21 protein-coding genes are annotated in these 14,969 nt (G+C 67.0%); 15 read left to right on the top strand and 6 right to left on the bottom strand.

Annotated features, from left to right (window positions below; genetic code table 11):
• From SNE35_RS28780 to SNE35_RS28760, 5 genes are all read right to left on the bottom strand, one after another.
• On the bottom strand, positions 1 to 684 hold a 684-nt coding region (locus tag SNE35_RS28780; protein WP_320426495.1), incomplete at its 3' end, for a hypothetical protein.
• A gap of 16 nt (positions 685 to 700) precedes the next feature.
• Positions 701 to 979, bottom strand: coding sequence for a hypothetical protein (locus tag SNE35_RS28775; protein ID WP_320426494.1), 279 nt, complete (start codon positions 977 to 979; stop codon positions 701 to 703).
• A gap of 14 nt (positions 980 to 993) precedes the next feature.
• The gene (locus SNE35_RS28770) at positions 994 to 1,257 is read right to left on the bottom strand and encodes a hypothetical protein (RefSeq protein WP_320426493.1); all 264 of its coding nucleotides are present in this window, start codon (positions 1,255 to 1,257) and stop codon (positions 994 to 996) included.
• A complete protein-coding gene (locus SNE35_RS28765; RefSeq protein ID WP_320426492.1) occupies positions 1,254 to 1,514 on the bottom strand; it encodes a hypothetical protein in 261 nt (86 codons plus the stop codon). Before SNE35_RS28765 ends, SNE35_RS28770 begins: the two co-directional genes overlap by 4 nt.
• The gene (locus SNE35_RS28760) at positions 1,511 to 2,101 is read right to left on the bottom strand and encodes a hypothetical protein (RefSeq protein ID WP_320426491.1); all 591 of its coding nucleotides are present in this window, start codon (positions 2,099 to 2,101) and stop codon (positions 1,511 to 1,513) included. Before SNE35_RS28760 ends, SNE35_RS28765 begins: the two co-directional genes overlap by 4 nt.
• A 133-nt stretch (positions 2,102 to 2,234) precedes the next feature.
• On the opposite strand from SNE35_RS28760, the gene SNE35_RS28755 reads away from it, so the two are divergent.
• Complete coding sequence (locus SNE35_RS28755; protein ID WP_320426490.1) at positions 2,235 to 2,606, top strand: hypothetical protein; 372 nt, start codon at positions 2,235 to 2,237, stop codon at positions 2,604 to 2,606.
• Positions 2,607 to 2,729: 123 nt separating this feature from the next.
• Here the strand turns inward: SNE35_RS28755 and SNE35_RS28750 are convergent, their stop codons facing one another.
• A complete protein-coding gene (locus SNE35_RS28750; RefSeq protein WP_320426489.1) occupies positions 2,730 to 3,167 on the bottom strand; it encodes a helix-turn-helix domain-containing protein in 438 nt (145 codons plus the stop codon).
• Between SNE35_RS28750 and SNE35_RS28745 the strand changes: the two genes are divergently transcribed.
• The 14 genes from SNE35_RS28745 to SNE35_RS28680 all read left to right on the top strand — a co-directional run bounded on the left by SNE35_RS28745 (position 3,168) and on the right by SNE35_RS28680 (position 14,908).
• Positions 3,168 to 3,536, top strand: coding sequence for a helix-turn-helix domain-containing protein (locus SNE35_RS28745; protein ID WP_348539331.1), 369 nt, complete (start codon positions 3,168 to 3,170; stop codon positions 3,534 to 3,536).
• The gene (locus SNE35_RS28740; RefSeq protein ID WP_320426487.1) at positions 3,526 to 3,759 is read left to right on the top strand and encodes a hypothetical protein; all 234 of its coding nucleotides are present in this window, start codon (positions 3,526 to 3,528) and stop codon (positions 3,757 to 3,759) included. The genes SNE35_RS28745 and SNE35_RS28740 overlap by 11 nt, the downstream gene beginning before the upstream one ends.
• Positions 3,752 to 4,246, top strand: coding sequence for a phage regulatory CII family protein (locus SNE35_RS28735; protein ID WP_320426486.1), 495 nt, complete (start codon positions 3,752 to 3,754; stop codon positions 4,244 to 4,246). Before SNE35_RS28740 ends, SNE35_RS28735 begins: the two co-directional genes overlap by 8 nt.
• Positions 4,247 to 4,389: 143 nt before the next feature.
• Entirely contained in the window at positions 4,390 to 4,650 is a 261-nt protein-coding gene (locus SNE35_RS28730) for a hypothetical protein (protein WP_320426485.1), read from the top strand.
• Positions 4,647 to 4,928 (top strand): hypothetical protein, encoded by a 282-nt coding sequence (locus SNE35_RS28725; RefSeq protein ID WP_320426484.1) that lies wholly within the window; start codon positions 4,647 to 4,649, stop codon positions 4,926 to 4,928. The genes SNE35_RS28730 and SNE35_RS28725 overlap by 4 nt, the downstream gene beginning before the upstream one ends.
• Positions 4,928 to 7,612 carry a DUF5906 domain-containing protein gene (locus SNE35_RS28720; RefSeq protein ID WP_320426483.1) on the top strand — a complete coding sequence of 895 codons (2,685 nt, stop codon included), beginning with the start codon at positions 4,928 to 4,930 and terminating at the stop codon, positions 7,610 to 7,612. The genes SNE35_RS28725 and SNE35_RS28720 overlap by 1 nt, the downstream gene beginning before the upstream one ends.
• Positions 7,613 to 7,857: 245 nt before the next feature.
• Entirely contained in the window at positions 7,858 to 8,241 is a 384-nt protein-coding gene (locus tag SNE35_RS28715) for an RNA polymerase sigma factor (RefSeq protein ID WP_320426482.1), read from the top strand.
• Positions 8,242 to 8,420: 179 nt separating this feature from the next.
• The gene (locus SNE35_RS28710) at positions 8,421 to 8,867 is read left to right on the top strand and encodes an HNH endonuclease (RefSeq protein WP_320426481.1); all 447 of its coding nucleotides are present in this window, start codon (positions 8,421 to 8,423) and stop codon (positions 8,865 to 8,867) included.
• Positions 8,867 to 9,421 (top strand): phage terminase small subunit P27 family, encoded by a 555-nt coding sequence (locus SNE35_RS28705; RefSeq protein ID WP_320426480.1) that lies wholly within the window; start codon positions 8,867 to 8,869, stop codon positions 9,419 to 9,421. Before SNE35_RS28710 ends, SNE35_RS28705 begins: the two co-directional genes overlap by 1 nt.
• Positions 9,422 to 9,424: 3 nt before the next feature.
• The gene (locus SNE35_RS28700) at positions 9,425 to 11,140 is read left to right on the top strand and encodes a terminase large subunit (RefSeq protein ID WP_320426479.1); all 1,716 of its coding nucleotides are present in this window, start codon (positions 9,425 to 9,427) and stop codon (positions 11,138 to 11,140) included.
• Positions 11,137 to 11,307 carry a hypothetical protein gene (locus SNE35_RS28695; RefSeq protein ID WP_320426478.1) on the top strand — a complete coding sequence of 57 codons (171 nt, stop codon included), beginning with the start codon at positions 11,137 to 11,139 and terminating at the stop codon, positions 11,305 to 11,307. Before SNE35_RS28700 ends, SNE35_RS28695 begins: the two co-directional genes overlap by 4 nt.
• Positions 11,307 to 12,566, top strand: a complete 1,260-nt coding sequence (locus SNE35_RS28690; protein ID WP_320426477.1) for a phage portal protein — start codon at positions 11,307 to 11,309, stop codon at positions 12,564 to 12,566. Before SNE35_RS28695 ends, SNE35_RS28690 begins: the two co-directional genes overlap by 1 nt.
• Entirely contained in the window at positions 12,563 to 13,303 is a 741-nt protein-coding gene (locus SNE35_RS28685) for an HK97 family phage prohead protease (protein WP_320426476.1), read from the top strand. The genes SNE35_RS28690 and SNE35_RS28685 overlap by 4 nt, the downstream gene beginning before the upstream one ends.
• Positions 13,304 to 13,342: 39 nt before the next feature.
• Entirely contained in the window at positions 13,343 to 14,908 is a 1,566-nt protein-coding gene (locus tag SNE35_RS28680) for a phage major capsid protein (protein WP_320426475.1), read from the top strand.
• Positions 14,909 to 14,969 lie beyond the last annotated feature (61 nt).

Genomic DNA, 14,969 nt, shown 5'->3' with positions numbered 1-14,969 from the left:
CAACGCCCTTTGGGCGGCGGCCCTGGCGGCGTCCCAGGCGGCGGCCCAGGCGGCGGCCCAGGCGGCGGCCCTGGCGGCGTCCCAGGCGGCGTCCCAGGCGGCGGCCCTGGCGGCGTCCCAGGCGGCGGCCCTGGCGGCGTCCCTGGCGGCGTCCCAGGCGGCGGCCCTGGCGGCGTCCCAGGCGGCGGCCCAGGCGGCGGCCCTGGCGGCGGCCCTGGCGGCGGCCGCACAACGCGCAGCGTTGTCGAGTGCAGACCTCGCAAGGTCAAGACCTTGCTGGTCTGTGATCGGGGCCATCGCACGCAGGGCCACTGCGTGCTCGGCGAGGTCGGGCGAGAGCTCCAGCCACTGTGGCAGGTGGACGCGGATTGCCCAGTCCAGTGCCATCCAACTGCGCTTCAGGCTCAGCGCCTCGCCGCGATTCGTGCCGGGCAGCAGCGGGATGTACTGCTTGAGCTGGGCGCGCTCTTCGTTGGACCGCATGCCGTCGTTCCAGCTACGGCCGAACTGCGCCAGGACGGGATCAACGCATGCGGGGTGGTCGCTGAAGGGCTCGCCCGCGAAGAGGCTGACCACCTCCAGCAGGCAATGCCCCTGGGACGCGTCGATGTGTTCGCCGCTGTCGAGGCTCAGCTCGGCGAGTTGTTCGGCGGTGAGTGTGGGCTTGATCGGTTCAGTCGTCATGATGGCTTGGTGGTGGTTAGTCGTCCTCGCGCTCGCCGGCGGCGAGGCGCTTGTGATCGAACTGGGGCGGGTGGTGAAGGCGCGTCGTCAGGGCCGGCGCCGGCGGCGGAGAGGGGGCTGCGGGCGGCAAGGGCTGACCCCGTTCGAGGGCCAGCGCGCGGCCGCGCAGCGAGGCGTAGATCGCGTAGTGGCGGCGCAGCTCGGCCAGCGGTGGCCAGTCGGGGCGGCGCGAGTCTGCGTACAGCTGCTCGATGGCATCTGCGGACACGTCGGCGTGAGCGGTCGTGGTGGCCATGGCTGCACCTCCGGTCAGGCGAGGGCTGGATCGGTCAGGTGCTGGGCGTCGGGCCCGCAGCCGCCGCCCCAGGCGCGGACGATCGCCACGGGCTGCGATGCGCCGCGGTCGAGCAGCTCGGGGTGGCGGCAGTAGCGCTCAATGCCGTGGTCGGCACCGTGCGTGCAGCGATAGCAGGCGCGGAAGGCCTGCGGCAGCTCCGCGTGCTGCAGCCAGGCCAGCGGTGCGCGCATAGCGCGTGGCGCCGCGTCGAGCATGTTGAGCTGGGCGGCGTTCATGCCCGCAGCTCCAGCTTTGCCAGCGCGTAGAGACGCTCGTTCAGCTTCGTGGTGACCTTGGCGAGCTGCTGCTTCTCGTCGTGCATGCGGCCGCGCAGGACGGGCGAGCTGCTGAAGTGCTGCTGATGAACGGCGGCTGCGGCCTGGTCGAGCGCGATGCCGTGCCGCAGCTCGCGGTGGCGCTCGGAGAGCCGCAGGATCTCCAGCTCCAGCCACGCGCGGCGCAGGTGGAAGCAGATGGCGGAGATCGCGCTCATGCTGCGGCCGGCACGAAGTACTGGCGGCCGCGGCCGAAGAGCTGGATCGGCTTGCCGCCGAGGCTCTGGTCGCCGCAGAGCCGGACGAACCTCCGCTGTGCAAACCAGCTGACGGCGCGGTGCTGATCGGTCGCCGCCTGTCCGGTGCTGAACTGGCTGACGTCGATCTTCACGAACAGCGATCGGCCGTGCTTCAGCGTGAGCATGTCGGTCGTGCTGTACATGTGGCTGCGCTCGATTTCGCGGAAGCCCAGCTCCAGGAGCGCCTGGTGCAGCGCGTCGTCATTGCGCTGGCCCATAGCGGTCTGAACCCGGATGGTCTTGCCGTCGTCGTACGTGGTGATGTGGCGCTGATTGAGCTTGATGCCCTTGGCTGCCAGCGGTGCGATGAACGCGTCGAGCTGGGTGAGCTTCGTGCCGAGCTTGCGGATCTCGGCGAGTCGCGAGCGGTGCTCGTGGTCGGCGCGGGCGACCGCGAGTTCAGCGAGGGTGCGCGGCTCGCGGCCGGCGAACTTCAGGTGGCTCTGCCAGTCTTCGACCAAGCGGCCGGCGCCTGGCTGGATCGGGGTCTGAGTTGCAGCGTGCATGGTCGCCTCCGTTTGGTGAAGGCGATTATCGGCAAACCGATTTTTGTGTCAATCGGTTTGCCGATATTTATGCGGGAATCACCGAACCTCTGCGCCTGATGCCCTTCCTAGAATTCGGAAAAAGGGAGGTGACATGCGCGCGTTTGGCTATCTGTTCTTCACGCTGGGTCTGTTGGGGATCCTGGCGTCATGCACGCTTGGAGTGGTGATGGGCCAAGCCGGTACGTGGGGATTCGGTGCAGTCGTCATCGGTCTGCTCATGATCATTGCAGGCCGCAAACCTCCACACGACCCCGAGGCACCCACGGCGAAGACGCATGTGCGCTGTCCCGATTGTCGAGAACTGGTTCGGATGGACGCGTCACGTTGCAAGCATTGCCAGGTTGCGCTAGTTCCAGTCGAACCGACGCAAGCCAAATGGTCAATCTTCGACAACCTTCCCTTGCTCGCGCTGGTCAGCCTCGTGTTGATGATCGTGCTGGAATGGTTGCGCAGCCGAATCTGAGGTGGCGAGGGTCGAAAGAGGTCGAATCGCACGACTCAACGCTCGTGATGCGGTCGATGGTCAGATTACCGTCAGGCAAGGGCTAGCGTCGCTTAGGGAACGAATAAATTCGAGCGGGGGCGACTATCGCTGGGCAGACTTTGCTGAGGGTCCGCGACTCATCATCTGCAGCAGCAGGTCGACGTACATAGCGGAGCCGCCCTCAAGAGCGAATCCATTGAGAAGAGCGCCGACTGGTGCCCGTCGTTCAGGCGCTAGGCTGGCAAGCATTTGCCCCAATCTAATCAGCGTGGCCGCGTCGGTGGACTGCTGAGCCGCGATGTGAGTGACGGGGGCTGGCGGGAGCGCGTAGCGGATCATTTCGCCCTCTCCGCTGGATAACCAAGTCGCGTCAACCTTGCATGCAGCGGCGAGCTGCGTTGTGTACGCGGACCCATGGCCGTCGCTCTCCAGCTCGGACAGCGTGCCTTGACCAATGCCGACGGCTGCAGCCAGAGTCTTTTGAGTCATCTTCGCGTGAGCGCGCGCGGCCTTTAGCCGCTTTCCGAATTCGGTCGCCATATCGGCAGGCTACGGCATTCCGATATTGGAAATCCGATTGACCGAAAATCGGTATGCCGATATTCTGCCGACCCTATGGACTATCAACAGCTCGTCGCGGAGTTGACGACGGTGGGCATGACGCAGGCGCAGATCGCGCGGGCGTGCGCCTGCGGGCAGAGCACTATCAGCGACATTCGAAAGGGCAAGACACCGGATCCTCGGGCGAGCACAGCGCTTGCGCTGATAAAGCTGGCTCGCAGGAATGGGGTTCGGGTCGCGATTGACGATCTGGTCGATGTGCATGCCGGAGAGTCTCCAGGCTCGTCACTGTCAGGGCAAAGCACCGACGCCGCCCCCGTGCTTAGGGAGGTGAGCCATGGCGCGTAGCGCAGCTCAAGTCAACGTTGCCCTGCTGAAGGCACTCGGCGTCGAAGACCTCACGAACGTGTTCGGCGCGACGTTGCGGATGGAGCCGCTCGCCTATCCAGTGCTCACGGTCGAACGCCGAATCCTGGATGGGGGCGATGTTGTGGTGCGCCTGGAGCGTCTGCGCCTCGGGGTCATCGATGACGATTCCCAGCGGCCCGCGCCGGAGTCGGCGCATGGATAAGACGCGGGCATTGCAGCGCGCCGTGCGGCGCTACCCGCTGGGCACGAAGGCACTTGCCGCGGCGCTCGACATGAAGGCGCCGACGCTGAACCACAAGGCCAGTCCCACGTACTTGACGCAGTGGTTCAGCCCCGAGGAGGCCATCGAGCTGCAGCTGGTCACCGGCGACCACGGCGGCCTGCAGGTCGAGGCTGCTGCGCTGGGCTACACGCTGCAGCGGCGCCGAGGCGCAGCCAAGGTCAGCGCCTCGCCGGCCAGTGCGCTGAGCACTGCCGTCGGCGAGTTCGGTGGCCTGCTGACCTGCGTGACGAAGGCGCTGGAAGACGACGACATCAACGGTCGCGAGATGGCTGAGGTCGACAGCGAGATCGCCGATCTCCAGGAGGCTCTGCAGGTGCTGCGCGAGCGCATCGCAGAGCGGCACGAAGGCGGCAAGCCGGCGCACCTGCGCAAGGTGGCTCGCCCCAAAGTGGCGAGGGTCAAGTGATGACTCTCGCCACGAATCAAGAGTAGCTGTCCCCGGGTTGGCGCCGCGGGTCGGCGTCAGCCCCATTCTTAGATCAAGTATTCATAGGGGTTGGGTATGAAGGTGATGCTGCAGGCGGCGCTGCCGCGCATTGAGGTGCAGCCGTGAGGCCCGTCGGCGAGATCCGCCAGGCGCTCACGCGGAAGATGCGCGAGCTGGGCAAACCGGTGACGGCGCGCGTGCTGGCCGCGCTGGCCTGCGTGGGCTTCGAGGCCACGCGGCGCACGCTGGGCAACCTGATCCGCGACGGCCTGGTGCGCAAGAGCCCGAAGTCCGCACGCGTGCCGGGCGTGAAGCGGCCGGTGCCGCTCTACGAGCTGCGGATGCCGGAGCAGCTGCCGCTGTTCGCCGAGGCGCTGGCATGAGCGGCGCCTATCTTGGACCCGAGCGTGCGCCGCTCGGGGGCCGTGACACGACGGAACGGCTTGGCGTCGACGACATGGCGACGCTCTGCGAGGAGCAGTCGCGCGAAGCGGCGCTGCGGGAGCAGCAGCTGCGGGCGGAACGAACGCCGCGCAGCCGGCCCGGTGTCTGCACGAACTGTGGCGAGGCGTGCATGCCGCACGTCGTGTACTGCGATGCGGACTGCCGCGCCGATCACCAGAGCCGCGAAAACGCGGCGCGCCGACAGGGGCTTCGCTGATGCCGTCACGCGAGCAGCAGCTGCGCGATCGCGCGCGCCTTGTCCAGAGCCTGGCGCGCATGCCGCAGGCGATGCGGGACCGGCAGCAGTGGCTGCTGTGGCGCTTGATCCCGAAGCCGAAGGGCAAGCCGGCGAAGGTGCCGTTCTACATGTCGGGCGAGCCCCGCGGCTGGCCGAACGGGAAGCCCGCGGACGGCAAGCCCACCGAGACGCAGCCGCAGGTAGAGCAGGGCGACGAGCTGGACCGGGCGGCCCTGGTGACGTTCGGCGAGGTGATGGAGGCCATCGAGCGGAACCTCTACTGGGCCGGCATCGGCTTCGCGTTCCTGCCAGGTGACGGCCTGGTCGGCGTGGACATCGACGGCGCGATCGATGCGGAGAGCGGCGAGGTCAGCGAGATCTGCGCGAAGGTGCTGGCGATGTGCCCGGGCTACGCGGAGCGCAGCGTCTCCGGCACCGGCGTGCACATCATCATGGCCGGCGAGCTGGAGAGCTTCAAGTCCGACGCGATCGGCCTGGAGGTGTACTGCAGCCGGCAGTTCTTCACGTGCACGGGCCAGCATTGGGGCGACTCGGCCGATGAGCCGGTCGCCATCGACGTCGAGGCGATGGCGACGATGCGCACCTGGTGCGAGGAGGCGAACGAGCGCAGCCGCGACGAGAAGCGGGCGTTGCGCGAGGCCGAGCAACTGCGCCAGGCGGCGGCCGACGGGCAGCCGGTGAAGCCGAAGGCCAGCCCGAAGCCTCGGGCGCGGGCGGTGCAGACGGGCGACGCCGGCGACGACTTCAGGCGAATCAACGATGAGGCGCTGACCTGCCTCGATCGCTGGGTGCCCGTCGTCTTCCCGGGCATCAAGCCATGGCGCGATGGCTACCGGATCACCTCGAAAGAGCTGGGCCGCGACCTGCAGGAAGACCTGCAGCTGCTGCCGGCCGGCATCATGGACTTCGGCGAGGAGACCGGGAAGTCGCCCGTAGACGTGGTGATGGAGCGGCGTGGCCTGTCTGCACACGAGGCGCTGCTGTGGCTGGCGTCGTGCATTGGCCAGCCGATCGAGGAGAAGCGCAGACGCAGCGATGCGCCCGCTCCGGCTCGCCGGCCCGAGCCGCCCGACGAAGGCGAGCCTGCGGCTGGACCGGCGCCGCGAGGTAGATCCCCTCTCCCCCCTGCAGGCGCGGCCACCGCGCCTGCGGACACGGGAGGGCAGGAGGACGAAGAAGAAGACGATCCAGCGCCCGCCAGGGGAAAGGGGAGCGCGAAGGCGCGGCCGAAGAAGCTGCCGCCGCACCTGCTTGAGAACCTGAAGGTGCTGCGCGAGCGGTTCGCCTACCAGTACGGCTCGGAGATGGCCTGGGACCTGGAGCGGCGCGAGGCGATCAAGATCGCGCACCTGCGCTACACCTTCGGCAAGGACGCGGTGAACGTGTGGATGGCGTCGCCGGACCGGCGTGTGATCTACCTGGAAGACATCGTCTTTGAGCCCGGGCAGGAGCTGCCGGAGGATCAGCTGAACCTCTTCGCCGGCCTGCCGGTGGAGCCGGTCGAGGGCGACTGCGCGGTGATGGTCGAGCTGCTGACGCACCTGTGCAGCACGAGCCGGGCGCGGGCGACGGGCAGCGTGCCCGAGCTGGGCGTCGAGGAGATCGTCGATTGGGTGCTGAGCTGGTGCGCGCTGCCGCTGCAGCGCATCGGCTCGAAGATGGACACCGCGCTGGTGTTCCATGGCCCGCAGGGCACGGGCAAGAACCTGTTCTTCGACGTGCTGCGCGACCTGTACGGCGCCTACGGCGTGATGGTCGGCCAGACCGAACTGGAGGACAAGTACAACACCTGGCTGTCGCGGCGGATGCTGATCGTCGGCGACGAGGTGGTGAGCCGGCAGGAGATGTACCACGTCAAGAACCGCTTGAAGTGGATCATCACGCAGGAGACCAAGATCCCGATCCGGGCCATGCATATGGACACGCGCTGGGAGAGCAACCACGCGAACCTGGTGTTCCTGTCGAACGAGAGCCAGCCGCTGGCCCTGGAACAGGGTGATCGGCGATTCCTGGTGATCTACACGCCAACGGCCGAGGACGGCGATCTGTATGCACGCGTCCGCGCGTTCCTGAAGGATGGCGGCGCGGCGAAGTTCCTGCACTTCCTGATGCATTACCCGCTCGACGGCTTCAGCCGGCACACGAAGCCGCCGCTGACCGAGGCGAAGGCCTCGCTGATCGAGCGGGGCCTGAAGCCCGGCGAGCGGTTCATGCACGAGTGGATCGCCGGCTACCTGGATCTGCCCATGGGCGTGTGCAGCGTCGAGCAGCTGTACCGCGGCTTCCGCCGCTGGGCCGACTCGACGGGCGAGCGCTTCTGGCCGAAGCAGGCCGAGTTCACGCTGGATGCCGAGCGCTTCGTCGGCGAGCGCATCGAGCGCGACGACGATGGCCGGCGGCTTGACCCGCTGCTGTCGAAGAAGGTGGTCCAGATACCGAACGAGGGCGGCGGCCGCACGTGCGCCCGCATCTGGATTCCGCGAGGGTGCGAGAACCGCGAGCCCGACCTGGTGACGGGACGGATGGTGACCGAGGGCGCGTGGGCTGCGAGCTGCATCGACGCCTTCGAGCAGCGCCTTCGTCGGTTCATGCACCGCGGGCGGTTCGCCGATGGTGCGCCGGAGCCTCCCGATGGGAACTAGCTGTTGCTCGTGTTCCTCACGCCGTTTCGTCGCAAAGGCGCGCCGTTACGCGTGTTGCGCCGTTTCGCGGCCTTCCCCCGTGCGCACGCATGCGTGCCGGCTCGATCGACCGATGGCCTCTTGCTCTTCGTTTTCTCACATGCGAGGCAGGCCCCTCGAAACAGCGCAACACGCGTAACGGCGCGCCTTTGCGGCGCAACACCTCACGTAACTCACGCAACACCTTCACCTTCAAAAGGAAAGAGATGGGGAAAGATGAAAGGATTGAGCGGCTGCTGATCGAATGGGCGCAGTGGCTGCAGGTCGGTGACGGATCAGGGTTCAGCACCATGAGCGTGCTGCACCCCGACTGGAGCCCGCCAAGCCCGGGCCTGACGCCCACGATGAAGACCGGGGTGCACAGCTCGGCCAGGCGCACGCATCGCGCCGTGTCTGCACTGAGCGTGCGCATGGGGAACACGCTGGTCGTGCACTACTGCCTGCGCCTGTCTCTTGCCGACCAGGCCGAGCGTCTGCAGTGCTCGGCGAGCACCGTCACCCAGCGCGTCGCGCGGGCACACCTGCTGCTGCGGCCTGCCTTGCTGACCCACGGTGACGGCACCAGCGCTCGCCCGCAAAAAGGAGTTTGACGCGTTATTGTTTGGTGCTACATTTCAGGCAAATTCGGCGCTCTGTCACTCAGCGCCACATCGAACGCCCGGCCATCGCGCTGGGCGTTCGCGCTTCTGCGCTCCCTTCCATGCCATCCACCTCGCCTCGGCCTTGCACCGTCTGCAAGGCCCTCGTCTCTGACGGGTCGAGCCGCTGCATGGATCACAAGGTGAAGCCGGGCAGCTTCGCCGACAGCCGCCGTGGCTCACGGCATGAGCGAGGCTACGGCACTGCCTGGGACAAGCTGCGCCGTCAGATCCTGCGCCGCGATGCCGGCCTGTGCCAGCCCTGCCTGCGCAACGGTGTCACCACGCCCAGCTGCCGCACCGTCGACCACGTGCTCGCGAAGGCCGCTGGCGGGACCGATGAGCCGTCGAACCTGCAGACCATCTGCACCGACTGCCACGCCTCGAAGACGGCCGCTGAGGCCGTCCAGGCGCGCGCTGGCGGCCTTCCCGTGGCCCCGGCGCCCGAGGCCCAGACCCCCGGGGGGGCTCGAAAGTCTGGGGCGTCGAGTCTCCGGACCGATCGTCTAGTCGAATTTTCGCGTGCGGGATATCAGGGAGGGGGGGTACCCCCTGCCGGCACGAAGGGCGGTTGCTGATGGGGCGCAAAGCGCTCCCCGCCAACGTGCACCTGCTGCGGGGCAACCCCAGCAAGCTGTCCGCTGCGGACCTTACCGATGGCCTACAGCCCGAGGTCGAGATTCCCGGCTGCCCGAAGCACCTGCTGCCCGAGGCTCGCAAGGAATGGCGGCGCATCGCGCCCGAGTTGGAGCGCTACGGACTCATCTCGAAGCTGGATCGGTCAGCGCTTGCGCTGTACTGCCAGGCCTGGGCGCGCCTAGTGTGGTCCGAAGAGCAGCTCGCGCGCGCCATGGGCATTGCCGAGACTCGGCGGGCCGAGGCCGAAGCCCGAGGGGAGGAGTGGAAGGGCGGCGACGGCATGACGATCCCGACGCCCGGCGGGCACATGACGTACTCGCCGCACTGGGTGATCGCGAACAAGGCCGCCCAGCAGGTGCAGACCTTCCTCGCCGAGTTCGGTCTGAGCCCCGCCACGCGCGGCAAGGTGTCGACCAGCGCCGTGCGGCAGCGCGAGCTGTTCACCGAGGGTGAGCCCGAGGGTGATGCCCGCGCCGGCTATGGGGGCCTCTGAGCGATGAAGGACTTCGTCGCCCTCGCGAACCAGTACGCCGCCGACGTCGTCGCTGGCAAGATCCCGGCGTGCCGCTACACGGTGCTCGCTTGCCAGCGTCAAATCAACGACCTCGGCCGTCAGCTGCTGGATCCGTCGTTCCCCTACGTGTTCAATCCGGAGCTGACTGACTCGAAGGGCAAGACGTACTTTCCCGCCGTGCGCATCTGCGTGTTCGCCGAGCTGCAGCCGCACATCAAGGGCGACTGGGCGGCGCAGGGGATGCGCATCCGCCTGGAGGGCTGGCAGTGCTTCTTCCTCACCACGCTGTTCGGCTGGGTGCACCGGGAGACTGGCAAGCGCCGCTTCCGCAGTGCCGACCTGGTCGTGCCGCGGAAGAACGCGAAGAGCACCATCGCCGCGGTGATCGGCCTCTATATGCTGGCCGTGGACGGCGAGCACGGCGCCGAGGTGTACAGCGGCGCCACCTCGCGCGACCAGGCGCAGGAAGTGTTCCGTCCCGCGCGCCTGATGGCCAGCGGCAATGCCGGTGCCGAGTTCCGCGCCCGCTTCGGCGTCGCCGTCAACGCGTCGAACATCAGCGTTCTGACGACGAACAGCAAGTTCGAGCCGATCATCGGCAAGCCCGGCGACGGTGCGTCGCCCAGCTGCGCGATCGTGGACGAATACCACGAGCACAACACCGCCGAGCTGTACGACACGATGAAGACGGGCATGGGCGCACGCTCCCAGCCGCTGCTGCTGATGATCACCACGGCCGGTCCGAACGTGGGCGGGCCATGCTACGTGCACCAGGTCAGCCTGCAGCGCATCCTCGAAGGCGTCATCATCGACGAGCGCCGCTTCGGCGTCATCTACGGTATCGACCCGGAAGACGACTGGACGGACCTGCGTTCGCTGATCAAGGCGAACCCGAACTACGGCATCAGCGTCGATGCGGACTTCCTGAAGGCCCAGCTGCAGGACGCGCTGAACGATCCGCGCAAGCAGTCGGTCTTCAAGACCAAGCACCTGAACATCTGGGTGAACGCCGCCAGCCCCTGGCTCAACCTGCAGAACTTCCAGCGCTGCGGGGACGCCTCGCTGTCGATCGAGCAGTTCCTGAATGACCCAGCCTGGATGGGGCTCGACCTGGCCAGCAAGATCGACATCGCCAGCAAGGCCCTCATCTTCAAGCGCGAGATCGACGGCGAGATGCACTACTACCTGTTCACGCGGAACTACCTGCCGGCTGCTGCCGTCGAGAAGCCGGAGAACGAGCACTACCGAGGCTGGGCCGAGACCGGGCACCTGGTGAAGACGCCGGGAAACATGATCGACCTCAACCAGATCAAGGAAGACGCGATGGAGGATGCCGAGCGCATCCTTGTCGCCGAGATCGCCATGGACCCCTGGGGCTCGCGCGAGATCGCGCCGGCGCTGCAGGCCGACGGCTTCACCGTCGTTGATCTGCCGATGAACGTGCGCAACCTCAGCGAGCCGATGAAGCTGATCCAGGCGCTGGTTGACTCCGGGCGCTTTCACCACGACGACAACCCGGCCACCGTCTGGATGTTCAGCAACGTCGAGGTCTTCCCGGATCGCAACGAGAACATCTTCCCGCGCAAGTCCAGCGCCGAGAAGAAGATCGACGCGGCCGTGGCCACCATCATCGCCGTCGCCCGGGCGATGGCTGGCGTCGTGGCCGAGACCAAGAGCTTCTGGGAGACCGCCGAATGAAGCGCATCGCGCAAGCCCTGGCCCCGCATGTCGTCGACGTGCTCATGCTCGCCGGCGCCGGCCTCGTCTCCTACGGCGCCTGGCTGATCTACGCGCCCGCCGGCTACATCAGCTGCGGCGTGCTGCTGCTGGCGGGCGGCGTGCTCGCTGCGCGGAGGGATGCCTGATGGGCTTCATCGTCGGCGCGCTGTTCCCGCGCAAGGCCGCCGATGACGGCTCGCTGAAGCTATTCCGGGAGATCTTCGGTGGCCGGCTCAGCAAGGCCGGCGAGGCTGTGACGTGGAAATCCGCGCTGCGCTGCGCCACAGCATTGGCTTGCGCGCGCGTGATCGCCCACGGCCTGGCGCAGGTCCCGCTCAAGCTCTTCGAGGAGCGGGCAGACGGCAGCAAGCACCCGGCGCGCGAGCATGCGCTGTATCGCGTCCTGTATCGCAAGCCCAATCCCTGGCAGACCTCGTTCGAGTTCCGGGAGACCATCGGGCTGCACTTGGCGCTGGCCGGCCGTGCCTACTGCTTCAAGACGATCGTCAGCGGCGTCATCCGCGAGCTGATCCCGCTCGAGCCCGGCAGCGTGACGACACGCCTCGCGCCCGATGGCATCGACGTGATCTACACCGTCGTCGGGCACGATGGCAAGACGCGCGAATTCAGTTCGGGCCTGATCTGGCACATCAAGGGCGCCAGCTGGAACGGCTGGGAGGCCCTCGATCCGCTCGACCTGGCGCGTGAGTCCATTGGCCTGTCGATTGCAACCGAGGCGTCTCACGCAGGCCTGCATAGGAATGGCGTCCGCCCGACCGGCGTGTATTCGGTCGAAGGCACGCTGAACCCGCAGCAGTACAAGGACCTGCGCCAGTTCCTGGCCGAGAACTACGCTGGCGAGAAGAACGGCGGCTTGCCGATGATCGTGGATCGCGCAGCCAAGTGGCTGTCCACCGCGATGACGGGAGTGGATGCCCAGCACCTGGAGACGCGCCGCTATCAGGTCGAGGAAGTCTGCCGGAGCATGGGCGTGATGCCGCTCATGGTCTATTCGGGCGACAAGACTCAGGCCTTTGCCAGCGTCGAGGCGCTTTTCCAGGCGCACGTGACATTCACGATGGCGGCCTGGTGGGAACGCCTGGAGCAGAGCATCGACTGCAACGTGCTGACCGAGAAGGATGCGGAGCAGGGCATCTATGCCAAGTTCATCGGCAGCGGCCTGCTGCGCGGCTCCACGAAGGATCGCGGCGACTACTTCTCGAAGGCCCTCGGCGCCGGCGGATCGCCGGCCTGGATGACCCAGGACGAAGTCCGGGGCCTCGAAGAACTCAACCCCATGGGTGGCGACGCCGCCAAGCTGCCTGTGGCCAGCAATCTCCCCAAGCCTCCGGCGCCGGGGCCGAACCCCGATCCCAACGACGACCCTGCAGGAGCCTCCGCATGATCATCAATCCGCAGTGCACACGTCTGCACAAGCTTCCCGAGCGCAAGAGCGCTGCGGCGGTGGACCGTATCGAGTGCGGTCTGATCGAACTGAAGTTCGCCGGCACCGACGCGAACGAGATGCTCTTCGAGGGCTACGGTGCCGTGTTCGGCAACGTCGACAGCCAGGGCGACGTCATCGCCAAGGGCGCCTTCAAGAATGCCATCCGCGAGGCCAAGGCCTCCGGTCAGTGGCCGGCCATGCTGCAGCAGCACGGCGGCTGGCAGATGTCTGCAGACGACATGATGCCCATCGGCGTGTGGACGGACATGAGCGAAGACGACACCGGTCTGCTGCTCAAGGGCAAGCTCGCCCCCACCGTCCGTGGCATCGAGATGTACACGCTGATGAAGATGCAGCCGCGGCCTGCCATCAACGGCCTGAGCATCGGCTACGTGCCGGTGAAATGGCAGATGCAGACGAAACCCGACCAGCCGCGGCGCACCCTGCAGGAGGTGAAGCTGATCGAGATTTCGCCGGTCACCTTCCCGTCGAATCCCAAGGCGCGCATCCAGGCCGCCAAGCACGTTTCCGGAATTCGGCTCGCTGAACAGGCCTTGCGTGACGCAGGGTTCAGCAGCCGCGAAGCCAAGGCCATCGTGTCCAAAGGCTTCAACTCGCAACCGCGCCAGCGTGACGCTGGTGGACTGGGCGAAATCGCCGCCGCACTGCGGCAGAACCTCGCTGACCTCGCCTGAGGCGACGAGCAATCCACCCATCATCGGAGCATTCACATCATGAAGCGAACCCTGTCCCTCGCCGCCTTTGCGGTGATCTGCGCGCTGGCCGCCGTGTCGGCCCACGCAATGCCTGACCCCACCCCGTACATGACGGCCGCGTTCCATGCCCTGACCCAGGACCCGACCGGCCTGATCCTGGCCGCCGGCATGCCTACCGTGCTGCGCAAGCAGAAGCTGAGCCAAGCCCTCGGCAAGATCGAGCGCAAGGACAGCAGCGGTGGCGGCGATGACGACGACGCGGCGCCGGCCATCATCGAGATCAAGAAGCTGATCGAAGACCAGGGCAAGGCCTGGAAGGCGTTCAAGGAAACGAACGACGCCATCGTGAAGGCCAAGGCCGACGGCAAGGCGGTCAGCGATCTCGAAGCCAAGATGGCCAAGCTGACCGAGGACCTCGACAAGATGGCCGAGGTGAAGAAGCAGTTCGACGACCTGATGCTGAAGCTGGCTCGCCCCGGCGGCATGGGCGGTGACGGCAAGGCGCAGGAGGCGCTGGAGGCCGAGTGCAAGACCTGGAACGCCATGCTCCGCGCCGACTTCCAGTCCAAGGGCAAGCCCATTCCCGGCGAGGTCTCGATCGAGCAGTACACGCAGTACAAGGGTGCCTTCTTCGAACTGATCCGCCATGGCGATATCGAGCGCCTGACGCCCGACCAGCGCAAGGCCATGTCCGCCGGCTCCGATCCGGACGGCGGCTACCTGATGCCGGCGCCGACCGTCGGCCGCATGGTCAAGAAGATCTACGAACTGTCGATCATGCGGCAGATCGCGACGGTGGTCCCGCTGAGCGGCGACTCGCTGGAAGGCATCATCGACAACGGCGAGACCGATGCCGGCTGGGTGTCCGAGATGGGCTCGCGCAACGACACGAACACGCCCCAAGTCGGCAAGTACAAGATCGAGGCGGGCGAGATGTACGCGCAGCCCAAGGTCACTCAAAAGCTGATCGACGACGCCGCGACCGACATCGAGGCGTGGCTGGCGGACAAGACGGCGAACAAGTTCGCTCGCGTCGAAGGGCAGGCCTTCTGGACGGGCGACGGCATCGAGAAGCCGCGCGGCCTGGCGACCTACCCGACCGCGGCCACGGGTGACGATACCCGCGCCTGGGGCACCTTCGAGCACATCAAGACCGGCGCCGACGGCGACTTCGGCGCCGGCAAGTTCGATCCGATCCAGGACATCCAGGGCGCGCTGAAAGACGCCTACCTGCAGAACGCCCGCTGGGTGATGCGCCGCGAGGTCCGCACCAAGGCCCGCAAGCTGAAGGAATCGTCGACCGACCGTTACCTGTGGGAGCCGTCCCTGCAGATCGGCCAGCCCGAGCGTCTGAACGGCTACCCCGTCGCGGTCGACCAGTTCATGCCCGCCCTGGCCGCCGGCTCGCTGTCGCTGGCCTTCGGCGACTTCGCCGAGGCCTACACCATCGTCGACCGCATGGGTGTGCGCACGCTGCGCGACCCGTTCACCGCCAAGCCCTACGTGCGCTTCTATTCGACGAAGCGCACCGGCGGTGGCGCGGTGAACTATGAGGCGGTCAAGTTCCTCAAGTTCATGGCCTGAGCCTCCGGGCTCACTTAGCGACGGCCGGCACAACAGCCGGCCGTCGCGCTTCCAACACCTG

The sequence above is a fragment of the Roseateles agri genome (assembly GCF_034043675.1).
In the GTDB taxonomy this organism is placed as follows: Bacteria; Pseudomonadota; Gammaproteobacteria; order Burkholderiales; family Burkholderiaceae_C; genus KK5.
The sequence above is the reverse complement of the archived record's forward strand: the minus strand, read 5'-3'. Positions and strand labels throughout refer to the sequence as shown.

Bases quoted from the DNA above. Each gene is read 5' to 3' on its own strand.
- SNE35_RS28760 (WP_320426491.1), bottom strand. From the start codon at position 2,101: ATGCACGCTGCAACTCAGACCCCGATCCAGCCAGGCGCCGGCCGCTTG.
- SNE35_RS28740 (WP_320426487.1), top strand. From the start codon at position 3,526: ATGGCGCGTAGCGCAGCTCAAGTCAACGTTGCCCTGCTGAAGGCACTC.
- SNE35_RS28720 (WP_320426483.1), top strand. From the start codon at position 4,928: ATGCCGTCACGCGAGCAGCAGCTGCGCGATCGCGCGCGCCTTGTCCAG.
- SNE35_RS28775 (WP_320426494.1), bottom strand. From the start codon at position 979: ATGGCCACCACGACCGCTCACGCCGACGTGTCCGCAGATGCCATCGAG.
- SNE35_RS28765 (WP_320426492.1), bottom strand. From the start codon at position 1,514: ATGAGCGCGATCTCCGCCATCTGCTTCCACCTGCGCCGCGCGTGGCTG.
- SNE35_RS28715 (WP_320426482.1), top strand. From the start codon at position 7,858: ATGGGGAAAGATGAAAGGATTGAGCGGCTGCTGATCGAATGGGCGCAG.
- SNE35_RS28725 (WP_320426484.1), top strand. From the start codon at position 4,647: ATGAGCGGCGCCTATCTTGGACCCGAGCGTGCGCCGCTCGGGGGCCGT.
- SNE35_RS28770 (WP_320426493.1), bottom strand. From the start codon at position 1,257: ATGAACGCCGCCCAGCTCAACATGCTCGACGCGGCGCCACGCGCTATG.
- SNE35_RS28690 (WP_320426477.1), top strand. From the start codon at position 11,307: ATGGGCTTCATCGTCGGCGCGCTGTTCCCGCGCAAGGCCGCCGATGAC.
- SNE35_RS28680 (WP_320426475.1), top strand. From the start codon at position 13,343: ATGAAGCGAACCCTGTCCCTCGCCGCCTTTGCGGTGATCTGCGCGCTG.
- SNE35_RS28705 (WP_320426480.1), top strand. From the start codon at position 8,867: ATGGGGCGCAAAGCGCTCCCCGCCAACGTGCACCTGCTGCGGGGCAAC.
- SNE35_RS28750 (WP_320426489.1), bottom strand. From the start codon at position 3,167: ATGGCGACCGAATTCGGAAAGCGGCTAAAGGCCGCGCGCGCTCACGCG.
- SNE35_RS28755 (WP_320426490.1), top strand. From the start codon at position 2,235: ATGCGCGCGTTTGGCTATCTGTTCTTCACGCTGGGTCTGTTGGGGATC.
- SNE35_RS28710 (WP_320426481.1), top strand. From the start codon at position 8,421: ATGGATCACAAGGTGAAGCCGGGCAGCTTCGCCGACAGCCGCCGTGGC.
- SNE35_RS28695 (WP_320426478.1), top strand. From the start codon at position 11,137: ATGAAGCGCATCGCGCAAGCCCTGGCCCCGCATGTCGTCGACGTGCTC.
- SNE35_RS28700 (WP_320426479.1), top strand. From the start codon at position 9,425: ATGAAGGACTTCGTCGCCCTCGCGAACCAGTACGCCGCCGACGTCGTC.
- SNE35_RS28735 (WP_320426486.1), top strand. From the start codon at position 3,752: ATGGATAAGACGCGGGCATTGCAGCGCGCCGTGCGGCGCTACCCGCTG.
- SNE35_RS28685 (WP_320426476.1), top strand. From the start codon at position 12,563: ATGATCATCAATCCGCAGTGCACACGTCTGCACAAGCTTCCCGAGCGC.